General features: G+C 70.6%; 20 protein-coding genes. 6 read left to right on the top strand and 14 right to left on the bottom strand.

The features are described 5' to 3' along the window. Positions 1-363: 363 nt before the first annotated feature. From VF746_14370 to VF746_14425, 12 genes are all read right to left on the bottom strand, one after another. A complete protein-coding gene (locus VF746_14370) occupies positions 364-1,014 on the bottom strand; it encodes a hypothetical protein (GenBank protein HEX8693604.1) in 651 nt (216 codons plus the stop codon). A 75-nt stretch (positions 1,015-1,089) separates the two neighbouring features. After that, positions 1,090-1,761, bottom strand: coding sequence for a hypothetical protein (locus VF746_14375; protein HEX8693605.1), 672 nt, complete (start codon positions 1,759-1,761; stop codon positions 1,090-1,092). Between the two features lie 88 nt (positions 1,762-1,849). Then, positions 1,850-2,443 (bottom strand): hypothetical protein, encoded by a 594-nt coding sequence (locus tag VF746_14380; protein HEX8693606.1) that lies wholly within the window; start codon positions 2,441-2,443, stop codon positions 1,850-1,852. Positions 2,444-2,627: 184 nt separating this feature from the next. After that, complete coding sequence (locus VF746_14385) at positions 2,628-5,093, bottom strand: ABC transporter permease (GenBank protein ID HEX8693607.1); 2,466 nt, start codon at positions 5,091-5,093, stop codon at positions 2,628-2,630. 73 nt (positions 5,094-5,166) lie between these two features. After that, positions 5,167-5,745 carry a hypothetical protein gene (locus VF746_14390; GenBank protein HEX8693608.1) on the bottom strand — a complete coding sequence of 193 codons (579 nt, stop codon included), beginning with the start codon at positions 5,743-5,745 and terminating at the stop codon, positions 5,167-5,169. Beyond that, positions 5,742-6,755, bottom strand: coding sequence for an alpha/beta hydrolase (locus VF746_14395; GenBank protein ID HEX8693609.1), 1,014 nt, complete (start codon positions 6,753-6,755; stop codon positions 5,742-5,744). The genes VF746_14390 and VF746_14395 overlap by 4 nt, the downstream gene beginning before the upstream one ends. A gap of 38 nt (positions 6,756-6,793) precedes the next feature. Next, a complete protein-coding gene (locus VF746_14400; GenBank protein HEX8693610.1) occupies positions 6,794-10,390 on the bottom strand; it encodes a hypothetical protein in 3,597 nt (1,198 codons plus the stop codon). Then, a complete protein-coding gene (locus VF746_14405) occupies positions 10,387-11,292 on the bottom strand; it encodes an ABC transporter ATP-binding protein (GenBank protein HEX8693611.1) in 906 nt (301 codons plus the stop codon). The genes VF746_14400 and VF746_14405 overlap by 4 nt, the downstream gene beginning before the upstream one ends. A gap of 8 nt (positions 11,293-11,300) precedes the next feature. Next, the gene (locus VF746_14410; protein ID HEX8693612.1) at positions 11,301-12,683 is read right to left on the bottom strand and encodes a serine hydrolase domain-containing protein; all 1,383 of its coding nucleotides are present in this window, start codon (positions 12,681-12,683) and stop codon (positions 11,301-11,303) included. 59 nt (positions 12,684-12,742) lie between these two features. After that, the gene (locus VF746_14415) at positions 12,743-13,135 is read right to left on the bottom strand and encodes a hypothetical protein (protein HEX8693613.1); all 393 of its coding nucleotides are present in this window, start codon (positions 13,133-13,135) and stop codon (positions 12,743-12,745) included. Between the two features lie 40 nt (positions 13,136-13,175). After that, positions 13,176-14,573 (bottom strand): permease prefix domain 1-containing protein, encoded by a 1,398-nt coding sequence (locus tag VF746_14420; GenBank protein ID HEX8693614.1) that lies wholly within the window; start codon positions 14,571-14,573, stop codon positions 13,176-13,178. Positions 14,574-14,577: 4 nt separating this feature from the next. Next, positions 14,578-14,958 carry a helix-turn-helix transcriptional regulator gene (locus tag VF746_14425; GenBank protein HEX8693615.1) on the bottom strand — a complete coding sequence of 127 codons (381 nt, stop codon included), beginning with the start codon at positions 14,956-14,958 and terminating at the stop codon, positions 14,578-14,580. A gap of 395 nt (positions 14,959-15,353) precedes the next feature. Between VF746_14425 and VF746_14430 the strand changes: the two genes are divergently transcribed. Then, complete coding sequence (locus VF746_14430; protein HEX8693616.1) at positions 15,354-15,692, top strand: hypothetical protein; 339 nt, start codon at positions 15,354-15,356, stop codon at positions 15,690-15,692. 170 nt (positions 15,693-15,862) lie between these two features. Then, positions 15,863-16,720: an NAD-dependent protein deacetylase gene (locus VF746_14435; protein HEX8693617.1), complete on the top strand. Its 858-nt coding sequence runs from the start codon at positions 15,863-15,865 to the stop codon at positions 16,718-16,720. Positions 16,721-17,117: 397 nt separating this feature from the next. Here VF746_14435 and VF746_14440 read toward each other — a convergent pair whose 3' ends face one another. Together VF746_14440 and VF746_14445 are read right to left on the bottom strand one after the other, a co-directional pair. Further along, positions 17,118-17,558 carry a hypothetical protein gene (locus VF746_14440; GenBank protein ID HEX8693618.1) on the bottom strand — a complete coding sequence of 147 codons (441 nt, stop codon included), beginning with the start codon at positions 17,556-17,558 and terminating at the stop codon, positions 17,118-17,120. A gap of 273 nt (positions 17,559-17,831) precedes the next feature. Further along, the gene (locus VF746_14445; protein ID HEX8693619.1) at positions 17,832-19,181 is read right to left on the bottom strand and encodes a hypothetical protein; all 1,350 of its coding nucleotides are present in this window, start codon (positions 19,179-19,181) and stop codon (positions 17,832-17,834) included. A gap of 330 nt (positions 19,182-19,511) precedes the next feature. Here VF746_14445 and VF746_14450 point away from each other — a divergent pair, with 330 nt between their 5' ends. The 4 genes from VF746_14450 to VF746_14465 all read left to right on the top strand — a co-directional run bounded on the left by VF746_14450 (position 19,512) and on the right by VF746_14465 (position 22,791). After that, a complete protein-coding gene (locus VF746_14450; protein ID HEX8693620.1) occupies positions 19,512-20,627 on the top strand; it encodes a pectinesterase family protein in 1,116 nt (371 codons plus the stop codon). Positions 20,628-20,937: 310 nt separating this feature from the next. Continuing rightward, on the top strand, positions 20,938-21,408 hold the full coding sequence (locus VF746_14455; GenBank protein ID HEX8693621.1) for a hypothetical protein: 471 nt from the start codon (positions 20,938-20,940) through the stop codon (positions 21,406-21,408). Positions 21,409-21,433: 25 nt separating this feature from the next. Then, on the top strand, positions 21,434-22,207 hold the full coding sequence (locus VF746_14460; GenBank protein HEX8693622.1) for a rhamnogalacturonan acetylesterase: 774 nt from the start codon (positions 21,434-21,436) through the stop codon (positions 22,205-22,207). A 104-nt stretch (positions 22,208-22,311) separates the two neighbouring features. Continuing rightward, positions 22,312-22,791: a TonB-dependent receptor plug domain-containing protein gene (locus VF746_14465; GenBank protein HEX8693623.1), complete on the top strand. Its 480-nt coding sequence runs from the start codon at positions 22,312-22,314 to the stop codon at positions 22,789-22,791. Positions 22,792-23,025 lie beyond the last annotated feature (234 nt).

Here is a 23,025-nt window from a genome sequence, read left to right on the forward strand (position 1 = left end):
CACCCATGTCGTGCTTTCGAGGGTTCGCGGACGGATGGTTGCTTCGACACCACCCATCTTACCGCGGCTCAAGAAGATGCGACATGGGTTCTTTCGTTCTATGCCCTCCAATGCTGATTTCAGGCGAATAACCAAGGATCATACCGAATTTCAGGAATCAGTGTGCAATCCGGTCCTCTCGCGAATCATGTCATACCAGATTGCCGAGCATTGTTCTGGTTCCGAACAGATTGGGAATCACACAGAGGACACAGAGAACACGGAGGAACTGAAGACGCGATTGAAGTTTCTCTGTGTCCTCTGTGTCCTCTGTGTGATGCTCTATCAGAAAGCTGTACCCGAACGATGCTCTGCAAAGTGGTATCACTTCCGGCCCCCGGCATCGGCGCGTGCCAGAAGCCGCTCGACGGCGGTCGGCCTCGGCGGCGCCTCGAGACACCGCCGTATCCGGGCCGCGCACGCCTCCGGGCTCAACCGCGACGTGTCTACCTCCAGATCGTAGATCCCGGGCTCGTGCACCTCGCGCTGCCAGCGACGAACCGGCTCCGGCACGGGCTCGTCCGGCGAGCCGACGACGTACCTGCCCGCCGGACTCGCCCGGCGCCGGTCCATGACCACCTCGATGGGGCAGCGGACGCCGACGAGCAGGACCGGAAGCCCTTCCAGGCGCTCGAGACACCTGGAGAGAATGTTCCGGCGTACGGAATAAGCATCGTGGTGCCCCACATCGACGACGACGTTCAGGCCCGACCGGCTGTGCGCCGCGATCGAGTCGTACATCGCCGAATACGACGCCACCACGAAGGGCTCCAGGTCGGGGCGTTCGCCGCCGGGCCGCAGGCCGATCCCGGGCCGATACCGAGCGGGCGTGACGTGCCGGGCGAAGACGTCGACCCCCAGGTTCATCCAGATGCCGTCGAGCTGGTCCTGGACGGCGGCCGCGATCGATGATTTCCCCGACCGGGGCGCCCCGTTCAGGATGACGATCCGCCCGGATTCGAGCATGCGATCCATCCGGTGACTGCGTCTCTACCCGCCGCCCGGCGCTCCGCGCACCACCGCCCCGGCCGCCGCGGCGATCGTTCGGCGCTACCCCGCTCCGGTGTCCGGGAGGGCCATGAGCGGCCCGCCGGCCCCCAGCTGCACCTCGACCCGGTGCCGGATGTACTCGTCCGGGTGTGATCGGGCGATCTCGACCGCCGCCGGGACGAGCGGCCGCAGTTCCTCGGGATACGCTTCCGGCTCCAGCCACAGCATGGGGACGATCCGCCGGCGGACGTCCAGGTCCGGGTTGCCGACGAACTCCCGCAGCATCCGGCACCGGAGCCGCTCCCGCAGCTCGCCCAGCTCCTCGTTGCGGGGGTTGCCGCCGGCCCAGTACAGCGCGCTGGCGGCCCCGGCCTTCTCGGCGTCGGTCCCGCCCTCCAGGTATCGCAGCAGCTCCTCCAGCACCCGCCGCCCGCCGAGGGATTTCACGCACGGCTCGATGAACAGCCGGTTGAAGCTCGGGTTCCGCTCCAGCACCCCGGCGCGCAGCATCGGGCCCAGCAGCCGCCCGGGGACCGGGTGGCGCTCGAACACGCCCGCGACGAACCACTTCCGCTCGGCGTCGGCCAGTGCCTCGGTGAGCCACCGCCAGTCGCCCGGCGTGTTCCGGGCGACGCGCCTCCGCGCCGCCTGCAGCCGCGGACCGACGTCCTGCCCCGGCCCGCGGCGGGCCTCCGACCACAGGCGGTAGTGCTCGTCCCACGTCGCGTCCATCGAAGCTCCTGCCATGCTCGCTGCCCTGGTCTCCACCCGGCCGTCCATCGGGGCGAGGCGCGGTCCGCTCCCGCGGCAACCCGGCTGGTCAGCGATAATCCCAGTGCACGACGGCGAAGGACGCCAGCGTGATCCGGGCGTCTCCAAAAAGCAGGGCCGTGTGCAGCCACTCCGCCTGGGCCGCTCCCAGTTCCGCCTTCGCCGTCGGCGCGCCGCGCCTGGTCTGGAGAAAGGCGAAGTCGTCGCCGCGCCAGGCGAACACGTCCCAGCACCCGGCGTAGCGCTTCCTGGCCCGCCGCGCGACCCCGGCGAGCACGACGCGCGGATCCTCGTCTTCGATGACGCGGTTCCGCTGCTCGGCGCGAGGCACGTCGTCCCAGCGGGTGAGATACTTCCATACCTCGCCCCCGGCGCTGTAGGTGTTCACCCACCGCCCGCTCCACCCCTCGCGCTCCAGCAGCCGCAGCACCGCGAGCTCGGCGAACAGGTGTTCGCCGTCCAGCTCCACCATGCCCGCCGCCTTCTTGCCGAAGTCGTCGGCGAACGGAGGGCCCTCCCAGCGCGGAAGGCGCAGGTACACCCCCGCGACGTCGTTGATCATCCGGCCGCTGGGCATGTGGATGGGGACCTTGAGCGGGACCCGGTAGTCGCTGCGTTCGGCGTACGGCAGCAGTGCCTGCATCCAGGCAGGGGATTGGGCCTCTGACATGACCTCGGGTCCAGGGGTACGGAGTGGGCGGGTGGCTGCGGCGAACGATGCAATCTGCTCCCTACGGGCAAGCAGCGGAAGGCGCCCTCCGCGCTTCGCCTTCACCCCCACGACATCGGTTGCGCGTCGACGACGGCCCTGCGCGCGCAGGGTCGCGTCAGCCTTCCGCCCTCAAGGCCTCCGTCGGGTCGATCCTGAGCGCGCGCCTCAGGGGCACCGCGCACGCCGTGAGCCCCACGACCAGCATGATGCCGTCCGCGGCGAGGAGGAGCAGGACCTGGCGCGTCGATCCGAGGCCCGCCAGCGCGGCCAGTCCGCTGCCGACGAGCAGCCCCGCGCCGATCTGCAGGAACGCGCGCGAGAAGATGCCGGCCACGATGCGGCCCGGGCTCGCGCCGAGCGCGGCGCGAATGCCGATCTCGCGCGTCCGCCGCGCGACGGTGAACGACATCAGCGAATGGATGCCCGTCGCCGACAGCAGCAGCACGACGAACCCGATCAGCCAGGCCACCGAGGTCAGCGCCCAGTTCGACGCCGCCTCCCCGCCCCCCACCCTGGCGAGCGGCTGGACGTCGGTCAGCCGGATCATGGGATCGACCTCGGCGGCGACCGTGCGCAGGCGCGCGGCGAACGATTCCGGATCGCGCAGCCGCACGGCGAGGCTCATGCCGGCGCCCGGCGCCGGCAGGCGCGGGCGGTACATCGCCGACTGCTCGGGCGGCCGGGGCAGCTGCCAGCCGAAGTCCCTGACCATGCCCACGACCTCGTACCAGTCCTCGCCGGCGACGCTGTCGTCCTCGCCGCCCACGATGCGGACGCGCTGACCGACCGGGTTGCGGCCGCCCAGCACGTGGCGCGCGAACGACTCGTTCACGATCATCACGCGGCCGGTCTCGAAGTCGAGCGGCTCGAAGTCCCGGCCGGCGGCCACCGACGTGCCGAAGGCGGCGAAGAAGCCGCGGGACACGTGCACGAGCGTGCTCGTGCGCAGGCCGGCCGCGGGGGCGCCGGCCGCCGTGTCGACCTCGATCTGGTACTTGAACTGGTCCTCCACCGGCAGCCGGTCGGCGAACGCGACGCGCTCGACGCCCGGCTCCGCGCCGAGCCGCCGTTCCAGCTCGTCGAAGCTGAGGCGCGCGCGCGCGGCGAACGCGGCCGAATCGGCCCCGTAGTCCTCGCGGTCCATGTCCACGCTCGCGGTCAGGTACCTCTCCGCGCCGATCCCTTCCGCTCTCTGCCGGAACCGGTTGGACTCGAACACGCCGCCGGCGGCGAGCGGGAGCAGCGCGACGGTGATCGCGACCTGCGCGACGATCACCGTGGTCCAGAAGCCCCCGAAGCGGAGCCCGGAGCGCGCCGCGCCCTCGCTGCGAAGCGCGTCCTGCACGTTGACCTTCGTGACCCGCAGCGCCGGCAGGACGCCGACGATCGCGGCGCCGAACACCGTGAGCAGCGCCGCGTACAGCACGGTTCTCCACGACAGGCCGTCGTCGATCCAGTACGGCATCCCCTCGCTGCCGGCCAGCAGGCCCAGCCCCCAGCGCAGCGCGAGCTTCGCGACCACCAGCCCGAGCGTCGCCCCGACGGCGGCCAGCACCAGGGCCTCGATGAACAGCTGCGTGACGACGCGGCCGCGGCTGGCCCCGAGCGCGGTCCGCACCGCGATCTCCCAGCCGCGCGTGGCGGTCCGGGCGAACACGAGCGTGGCCACGTTGGTGCAGACGATGGCCAGCAGCGTCAGGAAGATGCCGTTCACGAGGTACAGCACGTTCCGGATCATGAGCCCCGGGCCGCCCTCGGTGAGCGGCCTGGCGTACGTGGTGACTCGCGGCCTCAGGTGCCGGTGCGTCTCCGGATGGCTGGCCGACATGCGCGCCCCGATGACGCCCAGCTCGGCCCGCGCATCGTCGAGCGACGCGCCGGGGGCCAGGCGGCCGAAGATCGACACGGCCGGCCCCGTGCGCGGCGCGAGCGTGGATCCGTCCACGCGCAGCGGCGTCCAGATGCGCTGGCTCACGGGGAAGCCGAAGCCTTCCGGCATCACCCCGACGATCGTCGCGGTGGCGGTGCCCAGCTTCACCGTGCGGCCCACCACCCCCGGGTCGCCCGCGAAGCGCGTCTTCCACAGCGCGTGGCCGATGACGGCCACCGGCGGAGCCGCCGGCTGCTCGTCCTGCTCCGTCAGCGTGCGGCCCAGCACCGGCGCCGTCCCCAGCAGCCGGAACGCGCTGGCCGTGATCTCCGCTCCCCGCACCGGCTCCACCCGCCGGTCCTCGGTGGCGAGGTTGCGCACGAAGGCGATCGCCGCGCCCAGGTGGTCCACCGTCCCGACCTGCTCGCGCCAGATCGCGAAGTCGTGCAGCGATCGGCTTTCGGTCGCCAGCGCGCTCACGTCCCAGTTGCGGATCGAGATCACGCGGCCGGCGTCCCGGACCGGCAGCCGCGGGTTCTGCCACTTGTTCAGCGCTTCGAAGTAGAGCGTGCCCAGCGCGATGGCCACCGCGATCGCCACCGTGCCGACCAGGGTGAGGCCCGGATACCGCGCCAGCATGCGGAGCCCGACCTTGAAGTCCAGCCCGGAGAAACGGAGCGAGCGCATGCGGGCGGCGAGTCTGTTCGTCATCGGTTGATTCTTCCTGTTCGCTGAGGCTCAGCTTCCAGCCCTGGTCGATGAACGGCTCCACGGCCACCTGACCCTAGCGGTCCGACGGGCGGGGCTCGCGCTGCCGAGCGTCCTTCGCTCCCACGGACGCGAGGGGATCTCCGCCACCCAGGCGCCCGGGCGCATCCTCGCTCCCGAGCGCGTCCTCGCTGCCGCCGGGAAGGGCGTCCGCGCGCTGGGCGAGCCACATCGACGCGCCGGCCGCGATCCCGCCGAACACCGCGGCGATGACCAGATCGGAGAGAATGTCGCCGAGCGCCGGAAACCCGTCCCCCGACGCCAGGTTGCCGACCGCGAAGAACGCGAGCACGAACAGCTCCGCCACGATCGCGCCGCCGAGCCCGAAGCGCACCCAGCTGATCTCGGACAGCCGCCGCCCACGATAGAACAGGCTGATGAACGCGGCGAAGGCGCCCCCCGCGACGCCGCCGACGATGCCGACCCGTATGGCCATGCCGATCGCGTCCAGCACGCCGATCTCCGCGGGGACGACGACGCCGATCGTGCGGAGCCCGATGATGATCGCGAAGGCGAGCGTGAACCAGACGACGCCCCACACCACGGCGTTCTTCACCGCGCCGCTCAGGCGCCTGGCAATGTTCCCAGCGTTCATCCACTGCCTCCTGATTTGCCGTTCTCGGTGAAAGCTCTCCGGCTGCTCACCACGCCGAGCACGTCACGGATCGCATGCGAGACCCTGATCACCTGGTGGCGATCTCGTGTCGGAATGGTCCTCGACGAACGGTTGCTGTCGTGAGAAAGCTTGCGCGCTAAAAAGCGATGGATCGCATTCCTTGCCCTGGGAACCTTCCAGCAATCCGTATGACAGTCGCCCTCTTTCCCCTCGAGCCGGATGAATTCGGCCTCGGCGCCTCTCGATCGGAGCTCCGCGGTGATCCGCTCGCCCTGCATGACATACACGTTGTCATCACCTGCTCCATGTACCGTGAGAACCGAAACATCAGGCCGTGCGAACGTGACCGTGGAGATGTCGCGCAGCTCGGCTTCGGACCAGGGAGCGGCGTGACCCATCACTTTCGTCAGGATATCGTCGAAGTCGTCCATCACCTGCTCAGGCGCCATCGTCATGTCGTGCTCTCCGTCGAGGTTGATGGCGACGGCTACTCTTCCGTCCGGGCCCGCGGGATCGTCACGCAGCGCGACCATCGTCGCCAGGTGACCACCGGCCGAAACGCCGAGCGAGGCGATTCGCGTGGGATCGATTCCAAATCGACGTGCATTGGCGCGAATGTATTTCAGCGCGTTTTGAACATCCTGGATCTGCGCCGGCCACGTGCCGTCGGGTCGACTGGAGAGCCTGTAGTTGATCGAAAAGACGACATACCCGAACGGGCAGAATTCTTTTGCGAACTGCTCGCCCCAGGCCTTATCGCCACCCCTCCACGCTCCGCCGTGGATGGCCAGGATGGCCGGCCGGCCTGCACGACCGCCATCCGACCTGGGTTCGTAGAAATCGAACGTTCCATGGTAACCGATGGCCGGGTCATAGCTCAGGCCCTCTTCGACGTCGTATGGCTTTGCCTCGCAACCGCTCACGCCTGAGACGAACAAAAGAAAAGCCGCCGCCGCCATTCCACGACCCGGTTCGCGAACCTCTGGCATGACACTCTCCTGTGACATAACGCGGGTACCCCCGGTCCTCAGCCCTCCACCTCGATCGGTTCGATGTTGTCGCCCTCCTCCCAGTCGAGGAGGTTGTACGGGTCGATGCCGCCCCGGGCGGGCTTCTCTGGCACGATCACCGTGATCGTCTGCCTCCCGGAGCGGATGCGGTGCTTCCGCAGGTAGAGCGTCCTGCCCAGGATCTCGCCCGGCGCGGCGGGGGCGAAGATCCCGATCTCCACCGCTTCGGTCACCGGCAGCTCCGTCTCGACGCCGGCGCTGTCGGCGACGACCTTGTGCGCCTCCACCTCGAGCGTCACCCGCCAGGCGCCCGCCGGCGTCCGCACCGTCGTGGCCCGCTTCGTATCGAACGTCCAGAAGGTGTTCACCTCGAAGAGGTCGTGCAGCAGCGGCTTGAGCGAGTCCGGCGTGACCGCCTGCAGCTCCCGGTACATGTCGAGCGTGGTGGCCAGGGACGACGCCTTCTTCTCCACCAGCGTGCGCAGCGCCCCGTTCACGCGCTCCTCGCCCACGTATTCGCTGAGCGCGTGGAACGCGTAGGGCCCTTTGCGGTAGTTGGCCCAGGGGTCCATCGCGCGGAGCAGCGGCAGCCCCGTGCGGATCGGCGGCCACGGGTTGGGCTCCCGCATGAAGCTCATGAACCGCCGCAGCGCCTCCCGGCCCTTCACGTTCTTCACGAGCTGCATCGCGGAGTACCAGGCGAGGCTCTCGGAGATGACGCCGCCTCCCTCGGCGAACGCGGGCTTGAGCTGCATCCCCCACCACTGGTGTCCCATCTCGTGCGCCACGATCTCGAAGATCGCGTCGAAGCCGTCGTCCCGCGGATCCAGCTGGAAGAAGCCCTCCCCGCCGGTGACGACGCCGCTTCCGTCGACGCCCATGCCGACGAAGTTGCCCGGCTGCTCGACGACCTGCAGGAAGCGGTACGGATAGGGGCCGAACTGCGCCGAGTAATAGTCCAGGGACGCCCGCACGCCGCGGAGCAGGCGCTCGAGGTGCTCCGCGTGTCCCGGGTGGACGTAGACCTGGACGTCGACGTTTCTCCACCGCTCGCGATGCACCGCGTAGTCGGCGGAGAAGAAGACCTCCAGGCCGTTGATCGGGACGTCGCTGACGTAATGGAAGTAGCGGCGCCCCGCTTCGCTCCAGGTACGGCGCAGCTCGCCCGGCGCGACCGCCACCTGACCCTCGTCGGTGCCGACGATGGCTTCGAAGGTAGCCGCGGCGCCCGCCGTCGTATTCGGATCGATGTCACCGGGCGGGGGCAGGGTGACCTGCCGCGGCAGGCCGTGCCTGCGCCGGTCGTCCGCGCTCCAGAGCTCGCGCAGCGGCTGGTAGCCGACGACCGGCAGCGCCCCGCTGGTGAAGTACGTGCCGTTCGGGAGGATCGCGATGCCCGCCCCGCTCTTCGGGAAGCCGCCGTTGCGGAAGCCGCGCGGCTCGAACTCCACCTCGAAGCTGAGCGTCAGCGAGTCGCCAGGCTGCAGCGGCCTCTCCAGGGCGTAGATGTCGTGGCCGAGCTTCTCGTCCGCGACCACGCGCCGGGCGGGGCGGTCGAACCTCACGCGGGTGTCGACGTAGAACGCCGGCTCCAGGTGCACGGAGTCGATCGGCACCGCGTCGCGGTTTACCAGGCGGTAGCTGCCGCGGATCGTCGCGGCCCTCCGCCCGGGGTGGATCTCGACGTGCAGCTTCGTCGCCGTCCGCCGCGGCTGCGGAACGCCCTCGTACTTCCCGTACCGCCGCTCGTATTCGGCGCGGCGCTGCACCAGCTCGTCGTCGGTGACGTACTCGTTGAGCACGTTCGTGTTGTAGAAGACGAAGCCGCCGAGGGCGAGGACGAGCCCGGCGGCCGCCGCGCCGATCGCGGCGGTCGGGCGATCGAAGCGACGCCGCGCGAGGCGCAGCCGCGTTCCGAAGCCGGGCTCCCGGCCGCGCACCCACAGCAGCCGCGCCGCCGCGGCCAGCAGCAGCGCCCACGCCGCCCAGTAGAGCTTGAACCACAGCCAGGGGCCCAGGGACCCGCCGAAGCCGCGCATGTCCGTGAGGGACCACTCCGGGCCGGCCGTATAGACGAGCAGCTTGTGGTGGATGCCGAGGAACGAGGCGAAGATCAGGTAGAAGTACGCGACGAGGCAAACCAGCAGCCCGAGGTATTTCTGGTTCACCACCGCGTGGACCGTGAAGGCGAGCACGGCGAACAGCAGGTACTCGGGGAGCTGGAGCCCGAACAGGATCCGCGCGTACCGGCCGAGCTCGAAGTCGTGATAGCCGAGGAGCGCCTGGGTGATCATCCCGGCGGCGGTCAGGCTCAGCATGTAGGCGGCGAGCACGGCGCCGAGCCCCAGGAGCTTGCCGAGGAACAGGACCCACTCCGGCGCCGGCGTCGCGTCGACGTTCTCGCCCAGGCCCGCATCCCGTTCCCGCCAGACCAGCTCGCCGGCGAAGTAGATGATGAGGAGCGGTACGATCACCCGGAAATCCGTGGCCTGCGTGAGCGGCGCCGTCATGTGCTTCGACAGCAGGTAGCCGGTGCGCGGCAGCAGCGGGATGCCCCAGTGCTGCGTCTCCGTCGCCAGCACCAGGACCACGAACATCGGGAACGCCACCAGCAGGAAGAGCCCGGGCAGGCTCGTCGCGATCGTCCAGAACGACGACCGCGCGATCGCCAGCGTCTGGCGCGCCTGCGTCGCGAAGCCGAACGACTGGCGCACCCGCGGGACGGAGATCGCGGCCGGCGCGAGCGCGGCGTCGGGCGTGGGCGCCGTCGCGGTGAACCGGCGCGTGATGCGGCTCAGCAGGTCGGTGGCGGTGCGGTGCGCGAAGCGGAAGCGCAGGCAGGTGAGCGCGAGCGCCAGGAGCGCGAGGCCGAGCCACAGGAGCCGGTTCCAGAGCATCGGCCCCTGCAGCGTGAACATGCGGACGTTCTTCTCGACGAGGGTCCACTCCGACATCATCTCGTTCATGATGGCGATGATCCCGATCGGATCCGCCATCAGCGCCCGCTTCCCCAGCCCCGACAGGTAGAGCGTGAACGTGACCGGGTAGGAGAGGAAGAAGAGGACGATGCTGCCGACGTACGCCGCGATCGGCCGGCCGCTCGGCAGCGCCAGCGAGAACTGGATCGCCGTGGCGATGAACGCGTTCGTCAGCCCGATGAAGCCGTACGCGGCGAGATACGCGGCCGGCCGGAACGGGCCGACGATGTCCGGGTTCGCCCCGGGCGCGTACACGGCGAGGAGGCTGCCGATCTGCACGCCGAGCAGGATCCACGCGTTGAGCACGAGCGCGGCGAGGAAGCGGCCGCCCAGGTACTCGGCCTTGCTGACCGGGCTCGTGTACGCGAGCGGATGGAGCCCCGCGTGCACGTCGCGCGCGGCCGCCTCGCCCGCGACGATCGGGGAGATCAGCAGCCAGATCTGGCAGCTGAACACGGTGACCGCCGTGATGATGAAGGGCGAGTTGAGGATGAAGTCCTGCGGCAGCGTGACCGGGACGATCGCGATCCTCGTGCTGAAGAACGCGAACACGACCAGGACCGCCATGGCGAGCCACGGCCAGGGACGGCGTACCTGGTAGGCGAGCTCGAAGCGGAAGACCCCGAGGAGCTTCATGGCGCCGCCGCCGGCTCCCCGCGGCGCCGGCCGATGTGCCCCGCCATCGTGCTGAAGTAGACGTCCTCGAGGTCCGGCTCGGCGGGCTCGAAGCCCGGGCCGGGCGCCGCGTCGCTATAGACGTGCACGACGGTGCGCCCGGCGAGGAGCTTGGTCGAGATCACCGCGTGCTCCCGCTCAAGCCCCGCCAGCGCGCGCTTCTCGATCACGCTGCGCCAGATCCGGCCCCTCATCTCCCCGATCGCGCCGAGCGGCTCGGCCTCGAGCAGGATCTCGCCACGGTCGATGATCGCCATCCGCGTGCACAGCTCGCTCACGTCCTCCACGATGTGCGTGGAGAGGAGGACGACGCTGTTCTCGCCCACCTCGGAGAGCAGGTTCAGGAAGCGCACGCGCTCGGCCGGGTCGAGCCCCGCCGTCGGCTCGTCGACGATCATCAGCTTCGGGCTGCCGAGCAGCGCCACGGCCACGCCGAAGCGCTGCCGCATGCCGCCGGAGTAGCCGCCCAGCTTCTGCCTGCGCACGTCCCACAGGTTCACCTGCCTGAGCAGCGCCTCCACGACCGCCTTTCGCGCCCGGCGCTCGCCGATGCCCTTGAGCAGCGCGAAGTAGTCGAGCAGCTCCTCCGCGCTCACCTTCGGATACACGCCGAACTCCTGCGGCAGGTAGCCCAGGGTCCTGCGCACTGCGTCCTTCTGCTCCAGCACGTCGACGTCGCCCAGGCGGACGCTCCCCTCGTCCGGCTCCTGCAGGGTGGCCAGGATGCGCATCAGCGTGGACTTGCCGGCGCCGTTGGGGCCCAGCAGGCCGTACATCCCCGCGGGAATGGTGAGGGTCACGTCCTTCAGCGCCCGCACGCCGTTGGGGTACGTCTTGGAGACGCCGCGAATGCTCAGTTCCATGGCTGCGTCTACCGGCGCCTGAGGATGTAGTACCCACCCCCCGCGTCGTACCGCAGCTCCGTCGCCGGGCCGCCGTCTCCGCCGCGGCGGAAGGTCAGGATCGCCTCGCCCCGGCGGAACGTCCAACCCTCGATCCACGGAAGCGGACGCGCCGGAGAGCCGTTGACCGAGAACGCGATCCCCTGCGGCGTCTGCGTCACCTCGACCACCATGTCGCGGCCGCGCGACGGGCCCCGGTACCGGCCGACGAGCGGCGAGGCGTCGCCCGTGAACCACGCCGGCTCCGGCCGCGTCCCCGGGAGCACCTCGGCCGCCAGCTCTCCGGCCAGCGCGCCCGGATCGAGGTTGCTCGAGCTGTTCATCAGGACGACGACCGCCATCTCCGCGTCGGGATACCAGGCCGCGTGCGCGGAGAAGCCCGTGATGGCGCCGCCGTGGCCGATGTGCCGGAGGCCGCGGAAGTCCGTGCCCACCTGGAGCCCCATCGCGTACCGGAGCGGCGTTCCGTCGTCGAGCCTCGACGGCGCGACCATCTCGGCGTACGACGCGGGCGGGAGCACCCTCCCGCCGTGCAGCGCCCGGAGCCACGTGACCAGGTCGCCCGCCGTCGAGCAGATCGAGCCGGCGGAGAAGGGCCACGTGTGCACGTTCGCCGGCGCGCGGCGGACGGCGCCGTCCTGGATGCGGTACCCGAGCGCGCGGCGGGGGACGTTCTCCGAGCTGTGGCAGTACATCGAGCGTGTCATCCCGAGCGGCTCGAAGATCTTCTTCTCGACGTAGTCCTCGTACGTCATCCCGCTCGCCTTCTCGATGACGAGGCCGAGGAGCCAGAAGGCGGAGTTGTTGTAGACCTGCGCCGTCCCCGTCGGGAACTGGAACGGCTGGCGCTTGATGAGCGCGTACGCGGAATCGCGCGGGAAGCTGGTGTTCGTGGCCAGGCCGCGGAACTCCGGGATCTCGGTGAGGCCGACGATGCCGGAGGCGTGGTCGAGCAGCCGGCGCAGGGGCACCCGGTTGCCGCGGGTGTCGAAGTCCGGGAGCCACTTCGTGACGTCGTCGTCGAGGCTGAGCTTCCCCTGGTCGCGAAGCTGCAGGACCGCGGCGGCGGTGAACTGCTTGGCGAGCGAGCCGATCTCGAACATCGCGTCCACCGGCATCGGGACGCCGCCTTCGACGTCGGCCCTGCCGTACGCCTTGAAGAGCAGGGTGTCGCTCCCGCGGACGACGGCGGCCACGGTGCCGGCGGCGCGGTTCTCCACGACGCCGGAGCCGGCGATGGAGTCCAGCCTCTGCACCAGGGCCGGGCCGGGCTGCGCCGCCGCGGCGGACGCACCCAGCGATACGACGGCCAGCGCGACGAGGGACGCGCGGGCGTTGGCGAGCTTCAGCATACCGTCTTTCTCCCTGTGCACTCGAGCTCCGTTGCGGACGGCGGCGCGACGCTGGACCGTCACGGCTTGCGCGGCCCGCTGATCTCGCGGGTGCCCTGGTGCATCGTCGCACTCGTCGCGCGCCCGTTCTCGACCGTGAACAGGAACCAGACGTCGTCCCGCGTGGCGTGCAGGAACCTGTGCTCGGTGTCCGTCGGCCGGAACGTCGTCTGCTGGCCCAGGCCGACCAGCTCTCCGTTCAGCCTCCCCTGCGCGTCGACCCAGACGCGCAGGTCGATCACGCGGTTGGCACCCTGCAGCGCATACGTGCCCTCGTAGACGCCCGGTCCCGCGTCGGCGGTCCGGGTCTGCGCGGGCGCGGCGGGCGCGGGCGCAGCGGACGCGGGGGCTTCGGGCGCGGCCGTGGCGCACGCGGCGGCGAGGGCGGAAACGGCGACGAGCAGCAGCTTCATTGGATCTCCCCTGGTGGATGAGACGAGTTCGACGTGCCGTTCAGCGGAATCCGAACAGCAGCGGGAAGAGGAAGGCGACGACCGCCGCCCACCCGGCGAGGACGTAGAGGTAGGTCGTCTGCCAGCCGAGCAGGCGCGAGAAGGCGACGCGGCCCTGGAGGAACCGCACGTACAGGAAGGCCGAGCCGGCCAGGTTCCCCAGCAGCACCACGTTCTCGCCCAGCGCCGCGACCCGGTTGGGCGTGGACCCGAACTCCGAGATCCGGCTCCCGACGGCCCACAGCGCCAGGAGGTCCACCAGCAGGGCGGTCCCGACCAGCGTCAGCTGGATCCAGTCGTTGAGCCCGGGGCGGGCGAGGTGGTCCCGCGCGGAGAACGAGTAGAGAAGGAGCGCGAAGACCACCACCAGCAGGAAGTCGAAGACGATGAGGATCTCCCGCTCCGGGTCGAGGCCCTGTCCCGTCACCACCATCGTCACCATGAAGGCGAGGAAGAGCAGGGCGAAGAGCGGCGAGAAGATCCGGGTCAGCACGGGCGCCATGTTCTCGATGACGCTCTGCTTGGCCTCCACCAGCCACGAGGCGACCACGGCGGCGCCCACGATGCCGGCGGGCAGGATCCAGCCGCCCACCAGGGGCTCCGCGTCGATGCCGATGGCCTGGAACAGGGCGAACGTCATCCCGACGAGCACGCCCCCGCCCAGCGCGATCAGCACGTAGTAGATGAACAGCTCGCCCGTGAAGCGGACGAAGTCCATCCGCCGCTCGCTCCCTCGCCAGCGCCCGCCCACGTAGGCCACGCCCACGCCCAGCCACAGGGCGATGGGCAGGTGCAGCATCGTCAGGATCTGCGTGTCTGCCTCCGGCGACGCCCGGAAGGGGAATGCGTTCACCACCGCGGCCGCCACGGCGAAGACCGCGGCCAGCCCCAGCCTGCCCGACCGCGGGAGCGGCCGCTCCCAGGCGAAGTACGCGGCGATGAACGGCAGCGTGAAGAAGCTGATGTTGAGCGGGTAGAAGAGGCTCCGGTCGGGGTCGAAGTCGACCCCGAAGAGCGCGGGGACCTTGATCGCCACGGCCGCCGCGACGGCCAGGGCGAGCGCCACCCACATCTTCCGGGAGCCGTAGGGGCCGGCGGGCTCCGCGCCGCTGTCCCAGTCGCCCGAGAGGACGAGCTGCTTCCAGAGGCGGTCCGAATGCTCCCGGGCGAACTCCCGCGTCAGGGCGTCGATCGCCCCCATCCGCTTGACCGCCACCAGGAACGCCTCGTCCTCGGACAGCCCGTCGCCCATGAGGGAAGCGATCTGCTCGCGGAGGTGGTCTTCCAGCTCCGCGGCGTCCGGGCGGGTGATCGCCCGGCTCCTGCGCAGGTGCGTGCGCCACGCCTCGATCTGCTGCTCCAGCGGTTCCGCCGCGGCGTCGTTCTGGTTCCGGTCCATACGCTCAACCCCACTGGGGAAGGGAAAACGGAGATGCACTGCCGGCCACGAACTCGGCCAGCCCCGACCAGCTGTTCCGGAGCGCCTGGTCCACCGTGCGCCACTGGCGCCGCTCCTCGGCCAGCTGCTCGCGGCCGGCCTCGGTGATCCGGTAGTACTTCCGCCGCCTGCCCGTCTCCGCCTGGTCCCAGCGGGCCTCGACCAGCCCGGAGCGCTCCAGCCGGTGGAGCACCGGGTAGAGCATCCCGTCCGTCCACTCGAGCTCGCCGGCGGAGAGGTCGCGAACCCGCTTCAGGATGGCGTAGCCGTAGCTGTCCCCCTCGGCCAGGATCGCCAGCACCAGGGGCGTCGACGACGCCGCGACGAGGTCCTTGTTGATGCTCATCGGTCCGATGGACTCCTCCCTCCGCAAGGAGTGGCCGCCGTCCGGGCGGAGCGGCGACGCGGCCCCGGATCTCTCACCTGCATACATAACACCATTATACATAGCACTGCGAGGTATGTAAAGCGGACCGGTCCCGGGAGCTTGCTCCCTCGTCGGCAGGGCGCCGTATCGCCAAGCTCTTTGTATCGTAAAGCAAACTCTCGCGGAGCGCAAGCGGCTCGTCGCCGCGGGACCTCCGTCCACGCTTTCTTCACCGTGCCGGACGCGTCTTCGAGGCCGCGCGACCACGTCTTTCTTGTTCCGTCGCCACACCCGCCGAATATTGTAGCTGCCTGCGATGAATCGCCGGATCGGAGGCGGCCGTTTTCATTCACCAGCCGGAATGCGAGGAGACGATGAAAAAGCTCACGCTGGACCTGAATGTGCTGGCGGTGCAGTCGTTCGCGACCGACGAGGTCGCGGTGCCGGGGTTCGGCACGGTGCGCGGCCGGCAGCAGGGGAAGACCGGGCTGCAGGACACGGACTGCTCGGCGGTGGACGCGTGCCCGTCGGCGCGCGGCTGCAGCGAGCTCGCCGAGTGCCGGCCCACGCAGGGCACCAACTGCCCGTCGGCGGCGCTGGATTGTCCGACGTCGCGCGAGTGCAGCAAGGGGCCGAACTGCGACCCCTCCGCCGTGGACCGGTGCATCTCCGAGCGCGGCTGCACGGAGGTCGACTGCCCCGAGCCGGCCTGAGCCGGCCCCCGATGGGCGGGTAAGCCCGCTGCCGGGGCCGCGACGGAGCCCCGTCCTGGCGACGCGTCGCTGGGGCGGGGCTTCGACGCTCTTGCGAACGCGATCCGGCCCACCGGGTAGCAGGGACCGCGCGCCCGTCCGGGGCGCAGGACCACCGCACCCGATCGCCGATGCCCGCCGACTCCGCCGCAACCGAAGCCGAAGCGATCCGGCCGCTCGTGGAGCTGCTGCGCGGCCGGAGCGTGGCCGTGCTCGCGGGCGCGGGGTGCAGCACGGAGTCCGGCATCCCCGACTACCGCGGGCCGGAGGGGAGCCTGCGCGCGCGCAAGCCGGTGCAGTACCAGGAGTACGTGCGCAGCGAGGCCGCCCGCGCGCGGTACTGGGCGAGGAGCACGGCGGGGTGGCGGCGCCTCGCCTCCGCGCGCCCGAACGCGGGCCACCGCGCCCTGGCGGAGCTGGAGGACGCCGGTGCCGTGCGCGGCATCATCACCCAGAACGTGGACGGCCTGCACCACGCCGCCGGGAGCCGCCGCGTGGTGGAGCTGCACGGGTCGCTCGCGTCCGTGCGCTGCCTGGCGTGCGGCGCCGCCGTCCCCCGCGACGTCTTCCAGGCCCGGCTGCTGGAGATGAACGCCGCGTGGGCGGAGCGCCTGCGCGGCGCGGCCGAGCTGGCGCCGGACGGCGACGCCGAGCTGCCCGCGTGGGCGATGGAGGGCTTCCGCGTTCCCGCCTGCGAGGGGTGCGGCGGGACGATGAAGCCGGACGTGGTCTTCTTCGGCGAGAACGTGCCGCGCGAACGGGTCGACGACGCCTGGCGGCTGTACGGCGAGGCGGACGTGCTGCTGGTGGCGGGCTCGTCGCTCGCCGTCTATTCGGGGCGCCGCTTCGTCTACCGCGCCCGCGAGGACGCCGTTCCCATCGCCGTCGTCAACCTGGGCCCCACCCGCGCCGACGACGTCGCCGCGGTCAAGGTGGACGGCCGCCTCGGCGCCGTCCTCCCCCGGCTCTCCGCCGCTCTGCGCGGCTGAGCGACGGCCGGCGACGGCTGCGTCGGGGAAGCGACGATCCTGCGCGGGCTCTCGACGCCGTGACCTCGTTCTGCCGGGCTTCGTTCAGGACCGAAGATGAGGCCTTCCTTTCTGTAGGATCGGTCCAGATCCTCATACCAGGTTGCCGAGCATGGTTCTGGTGCCAAACAGATTGGAATCACACAGAGGACACAGAGAACACGGAGGGAACTGAAGACGCGATCGAAGTTCTCTGTGTCCTCTGTGTCCTCCGTGTGAGGCATTTCTGTTTACGGATCCTTTGATCCCGAATGATGCTCGGCAAGATGGCACTACGCCTCCGCGGCGAGGGGCGGGGAGGCGGCTTCCTCCTCGGCGGCGGCGCGGTCGGGGCGGGCGGCGCGGTGCACGAGCAGGGTCAGCACGCCGGCGACGGCCACGGCGGTGGCCAGCGAGCGCGGGGTGTGGTCGTAGAGGCGCCCACCAGCGCGCCGGAGAGCGCGTCCATCGCCGTCTGCACGCTGCCGATGAGCGACGAGGTCACCCCCGCCAGCCGCGCGTGCGGCGCCAGCGCGGCCGCGGTCGCGTTCGGCTGCACCAGGCCCATCCCCAGCATGTACGCCATCATCGGCGCCATCACCCCCGCCACCCCGCCGATCCCCAGCCACGCCAGCGCGCCGAGCACCACCGCCGCGCCGAAGACCAGGCGCACGCCGCGCCGCAGCAGGCGGTCCGGCGCCACCCGCGCCACCCAGCGGCGGTTGAGCGAGGCGCCCGCCATCAGCGCCAGCGCGGGGAGCGCGGCCAGGATGAGAACGGAGGGCGCGCGCACCCCCCGTGGAGCCGCGGAGTCGGCCATCTGCACCGGGCGTGTGGGAAAGAACGGGATCGGGTCCGGACGTGCTCGCCCGGGCCGACGTCCGCTCTTGAACAACTGCCGTGCCGCCGCCGCGCCAGACGCGCGCGCCCCCGCCCGGCGTGCGGCCGGACGGGGGCGAAACGGACGAGGGTGCCGGCTGCGCGCTACGGCGACAGCGCCGGTTGCACCGTTCCCTGACTGGATTCCGCGGAACGGCTGCGCGGTCCGCGCAGCCGTTCTCGTCGTCGGGCGAGGCGGCGTCTCGATCCGGAGCTACTTCGGGGTGTGCTCCGCCGTGCGCTTGGGGCCGCCCTCGGGCGACTTGGGCTTCTCCTCCGGCGAGCGGCCGGCCGCGCGGATGCTGATGACCTTGTTCAGCAGGTCGAACCAGAACGGCGCGCCCAGCGAGATGGCGATGGCGGTCAGCAGCACGCCCAGCAGCTTGAGCCAGAAGCCCCAGCGGTCGAACGGGAACCAGTCGGGGGCGTCGGCGCCGACCCGCCACAGTCCGGCGTTCCTCGCCTGCTCCCTGGTCCACCCGAGCGTGAGCTCCATGCTGTCCAGCTGGCTCTTCGTCACCTTGAACCTCTGCCACGCGGAATCCGCCGGGGTCATCGGCCCGGCCGTGGTGTCCGCTCCCGTCGTATCCTTCCCTGCGGTGTCCGGCGCCGTGGTGTCGGGCGCCGTCGTGTCGGGCGCCGCGGTATCGGGCGGCGTGGTGTCCGTCAGCGGTGGAGGGGCGACCTCCCCGGTGGTGTCCACTCCGGTGGTGTCGGGCTGCGTGGTGTCGGCCGGCATGGTGTCGGCCGGGGCAGGGCGGCGCACCTGCGGCTCCAGGGTGGGGAGGAGCTGGGCGGCGCGCTGGGCCATGGCCTTGCGCAGCTCGTCGTTGGCGGCCAGCCGGCGCCACATGTCGATGGTGTCGGCGTTGGAGCACGAGGCGATGAGCAGCCCCAGCGCGAACAGCCATCCCTGCACCGTCCGCTTGTAGGCCCCCGACACGCGGTCCATCGCGTTGTTGAACCACACCTCCACGCTGTCGTGCAGGTGCTGCAGGCGGTTCTGAGCGCCGGTGAGCGCCGCCAGCAGCTGCGCCTTCAGCGGATCCGGCACGTTGATGGCGGCCAGCAGCCCCTTGAGCTCGGCGACGTCCACCGGCGACTCGTTCTTGAGGATCTTCATGATCTTCACGACCGCGTCCTGTTGCGTGCCGGCCGAGGGAGCAGGGTCGTCCGCCGCGGGCTTGTCGTAGCCGAGCACGTCCAGCAGCGCCATGGCGAACGTGCGCGCGGGGATGTACGACGGCAGCCGCGGCGTGTTCTTCCCGCGGAACAACCACCCGCGACGGGTGGCCAGCGGCCGGATGAGCCGGTGGTTGTAAAACTGCTCCGTGAGCGTGGCAGCCGCCGCGCCGGCCCCGGCCCCGATGCCGTCGAGCGCCTTCTTCACCGCGTCGTCGTCGTCGATGTCGTCCAGCAGCCGCCCCAGGCCCCGCGCCAGCTCCTTGCCGCGCAGGTTGAGCAGCGCGGCCACGTACTCGTTCAGCGCCGTCGCCAGCAGGGAGAGCAGCAGGTAGACGAACATCAGCCCGATGACGATCTCCAGGAATTCCAGGCCGAACATGGTTGCCTCGCAGATCTGAGGGGATGACGCGCCAGCGGCGGGCGTGGTGGAGCGGCGCGTCGAGGGAATGGATGGTCAGGCTGGACGAAATTCTCCGCCGGGCGGCAGAGTCGGTGGACGGGCCAGGCGAGGGACGGCGGAGATGGAGGCGCACCCCGGCGCCGGAAGATGGCCTCGCTCCAAGGTGAGCGAATCCCGCGAACGCCCAGGCCAGTTGTTCCGGGGAAGGACTCGACCCGGTGCACGTTGCGCCCGGACGGCGGGATCTGTTATCATTTTCCCCTCTATTGTTCTATATCGGAACAATATGGTCACAGATCCCAACACCCCATGCCGAAACCCTTCTTCCGCTTCTTCGCGGCCGCTGTCCTGGTGCTCGCCTCGGTCCTTCCGGCACGGGGAGCGCCGCCGGAAGCTCCGCCGTACTCGGCGGTGGTGGACGCGCGGCACGCGGGGGCGGAGGGCGCGCCGGTGGGCGGGGTGCGGACGTTCCGCACCATCGGCGGCGCGCTCGCGGCGGCGCCGGCGGGGGGCGCCGACGCCTACACGATCTTCATCCGCGACGGGCGCTACCGCGAGAAGCTCTCGGTGGAGCGGCCGAACGTGCGCTTCGTGGGCGAGAGCCGCGAGGGGACGGTGCTCACCTACGACGCGGCGGCCGGGCACCCCGCGCCGGGCGGCGGGACGTGGGGGACGCGCGGCAGCTTCACGCTGCGCGTCGCCGCGCCCGGCTTCCGGCTGGAGCGGATGACGGTGGAGAACGCCTTCGACTACATGGCCAACCGCCGCAAGCCGGAGGGTGACCCCACGAAGCTGGTGGGCTCGCAGGGCGTGGCGGTGCTCACCGACAGCGCCAGCGACCGGGCCGTCTTCCGCGACTGCGTCCTGCGCGGCCACCAGGACACGCTCTTCGCCGACGGGGGCCGCAGCTACTTCACGGGGTGCACCATCCTGGGGAGCGTGGACTTCATCTTCGGCGCGGGGCAGGCGGTGTTCGAGGACTGCGACATCGTCTCGCTCGACCGCGGCGACGACGACAACAACGGCTACGTGACCGCCCCGAGCACGCCGCTCTCGCGCCCCTACGGCCTGGTCTTCATCCGCAGCCGACTGCGCAGGGAGTCGCCGGCGATGTCGGCGAGCTCCGTCGTGCTGGGCCGCCCCTGGCACCCGGGCGCCGACCCGCAGCTGGTGGGGAGCGCGGTCTTCATCGAGTGCTGGATGGACGACCACGTGAGCGCCGCCGGGTGGACGCGGATGGCCGCCACCCCGCCCTCGGGGGGAGAGCGGGTGTGGTTCGAGCCCGAGGGCTCGCGCTTCTTCGAGTACGGGAGCACCGGCCCGGGCGCCCGCGCGAGCCCTTCGCGCCGCGTGCTGACCAGTGCGGAGGCGGCGTACTACACGGCGGCGCAGGTGCTCCGCGGCTGGGACCCGCGCGAGCCGTGAGGCCGTCTCCCGGATGCGGGTCGATCCGCGGCCGGAATCACCGAAAAAGCCCGCGGTCCGCACGTGGGCGGCCGGGCAGGGCTCCCCACCCGCGGCGGGCGATTGCGCGATTCGCCCTCCGCGCCTATTTTTTCGGCATCAGGTGTTTACCCGCCCGGACTCCCGCCGCATTCCCCTGCACGCGACCTCCCCTCGTACATCCAGGCGATCGGAAGTCCGGCGACGCGCCCCTGACCGGTCATGGGGCGAAGCGCTCGCTTCGTCCACCCACCAGCCCACCTGCTCCAACCACTCTCTGGCCAGAGGACAGATGCCCACTCCAATCTTAAACGGGCCCGTGAACCAGTTCGGGAGAGGCAGCCAGTGCTGCACCATCACGGGCGGTACCCGGCACGTCGACAACCTGAAGCTCGGCCCGGACGGGACCAACTGGGAGCTGCTGTCCGAAGTGGACGTGGTGGCCCTCACCCAGAACGTCAACAGCTACAGGCACATCGCGAAGAAGGAGATCGACCATCTCTGCGCAGGGTATGGCGGATGGGCGTTCGAGGTCTTCACTTCCTCGCTGCCGCACGCGGTTACCTTCCTGCACATCCGGCCGCCCAGGAAGCTCGACCAGGCGATGGGCGGGGGCGAGGGGTCGGTCGTCCTCACCTTCACGGGCGCCGAGCTCCTGGGAGCATATCAGGCCGCGAAGGCTGCATCGCGCGCCCCGCGGGTATGGCGGCGCAACGTGACGGGCTGGGACGAGATCGCGATCAACTTCTGCCTGAAGCACTAGCAGTCCCGCCGAGCTCCGACACACGATGAGATTCCTGCGCGCGCTGCCGCTCCTGCTCCTGGCCGGGTTCGCCCTGCAGGAGAGGCCGGTCACGGTCTTCCTCGCCGGCGACTCGACCATGGCGCAGAAGCTGGTCAACCGGCGGCCGGAGACCGGGTGGGGGGAGCGGCTGCAGCAGTACTTCGACATCGACCGCGTGCGGGTGCAGAACCACGCCCGCAACGGACGCAGCACGCGCACCTTCCTCTCCGAGGGGCGCTGGCGGGCGATCGTCGACGAGCTCAGGCCGGGCGACTTCGTGTTCATCCAGTTCGGGCACAACGACGCGTCGGCCGACAAGGTGGACCGCTACACGCCGCCCGCGGACTACCGGCGCAACCTGGCCCGCTTCGTGGCCGAGGCGCGGGAGAAGGGGGCGAACCCCGTGCTGATGACGCCCGTGGTGCGGCGCCGCTTCCGCGCGGACGGCACCTTCTACGACTCCCACGGCGAGTACCCGGACCTCGTGCGCGCCGTCGCCGCGGAGCAGCGGGTGCCGCTCGTCGACATGCACCGCGCCAGCGAGCGCGTGCTCCGCGAGTACGGGGCCGAGCGGTCGAAGACCCTCTTCCTCCACCTGGCCGCGGGCGAGAGCCCCAACTACCCGCAGGGCCTGGAAGACAACACGCACTTCTCGCCGCTCGGCGCGGAGGTGATGGCGGCGCTGGCGGTGCAGGGGATCCGCGGGGCGCGGCTCGGCCTGGCCGGCCTCCTGGCCGAGACCGGCCCGCCGCCCGCGCCGGCGGCGCCGCGGCCGTAGCGGACGCTGGACGGGCGGGGCGCGATTCGGTAGCATGGAGGGTAAGGCCGGTCCCCGCGTTTTTCGGGACGCGTCCGCGGTATCCTTCGACCCCGGAGGAAGCGATGTCCCACCGCGAGAAGGTCGCGCTCGCGCGGATGGCGGCGCTGGTGGCGCTGGCGCTGGCGGCCGGGTGCGGACGCGCCCGGCCCAACGCGGCTCCCGAGCCGGAGCCGGGCGCCCGGCCGGAGCGCAGCAGCGCCAGCGGCGGCGGCCAGGCGGTGTCGGAGGAGGACCTGAAGAACTCCCGGGTCGCGCGCGCCGAGGAACTGCTGGAGGGGCGCTTCGCCGGGGTGCAGGTCTTCCGCCGGCCCGATGGGGGGATCGCGGTGCGCATCCGCGGCACCACCTCGGTCTACGGCGACGCCGAGCCGCTGTACGTGGTCGACGGGATGCCCGTGAACGCGGGTCCCGGCGGCGCGCTGAACGGGATCAACCCGTACGACATCGTCCGCATCGAGGTGCTGAAGGACATCGGCTCCACCTCGGCGTACGGGATGCGCGGCGCCAACGGCGTGGTCCTCATCACCACGCGTCGCCCGTAACCGCAAAGACAACTGCATTTCTCACGCAGAGGAGCAGGGTCAGCAGAGAAACCACACGCCGCGGTGAGTTCTCTGCTGACTCTGCTCCTCTGCGTGATACCACGTTTCCGAGCATTGTTCTGGTTCGCGAGAAACAGATTGGCATCACACAGAGGACACGGAGGACACGGAGAGAACTTCAATCTCTTCCGCTGTTCCTCTGTGTTCTCTGTGCCCTCTGTGTGAGACCTTTTC

Source organism: Longimicrobium sp. (genome assembly GCA_036389795.1).
GTDB lineage: Bacteria > Gemmatimonadota > Gemmatimonadetes > Longimicrobiales > Longimicrobiaceae > Longimicrobium.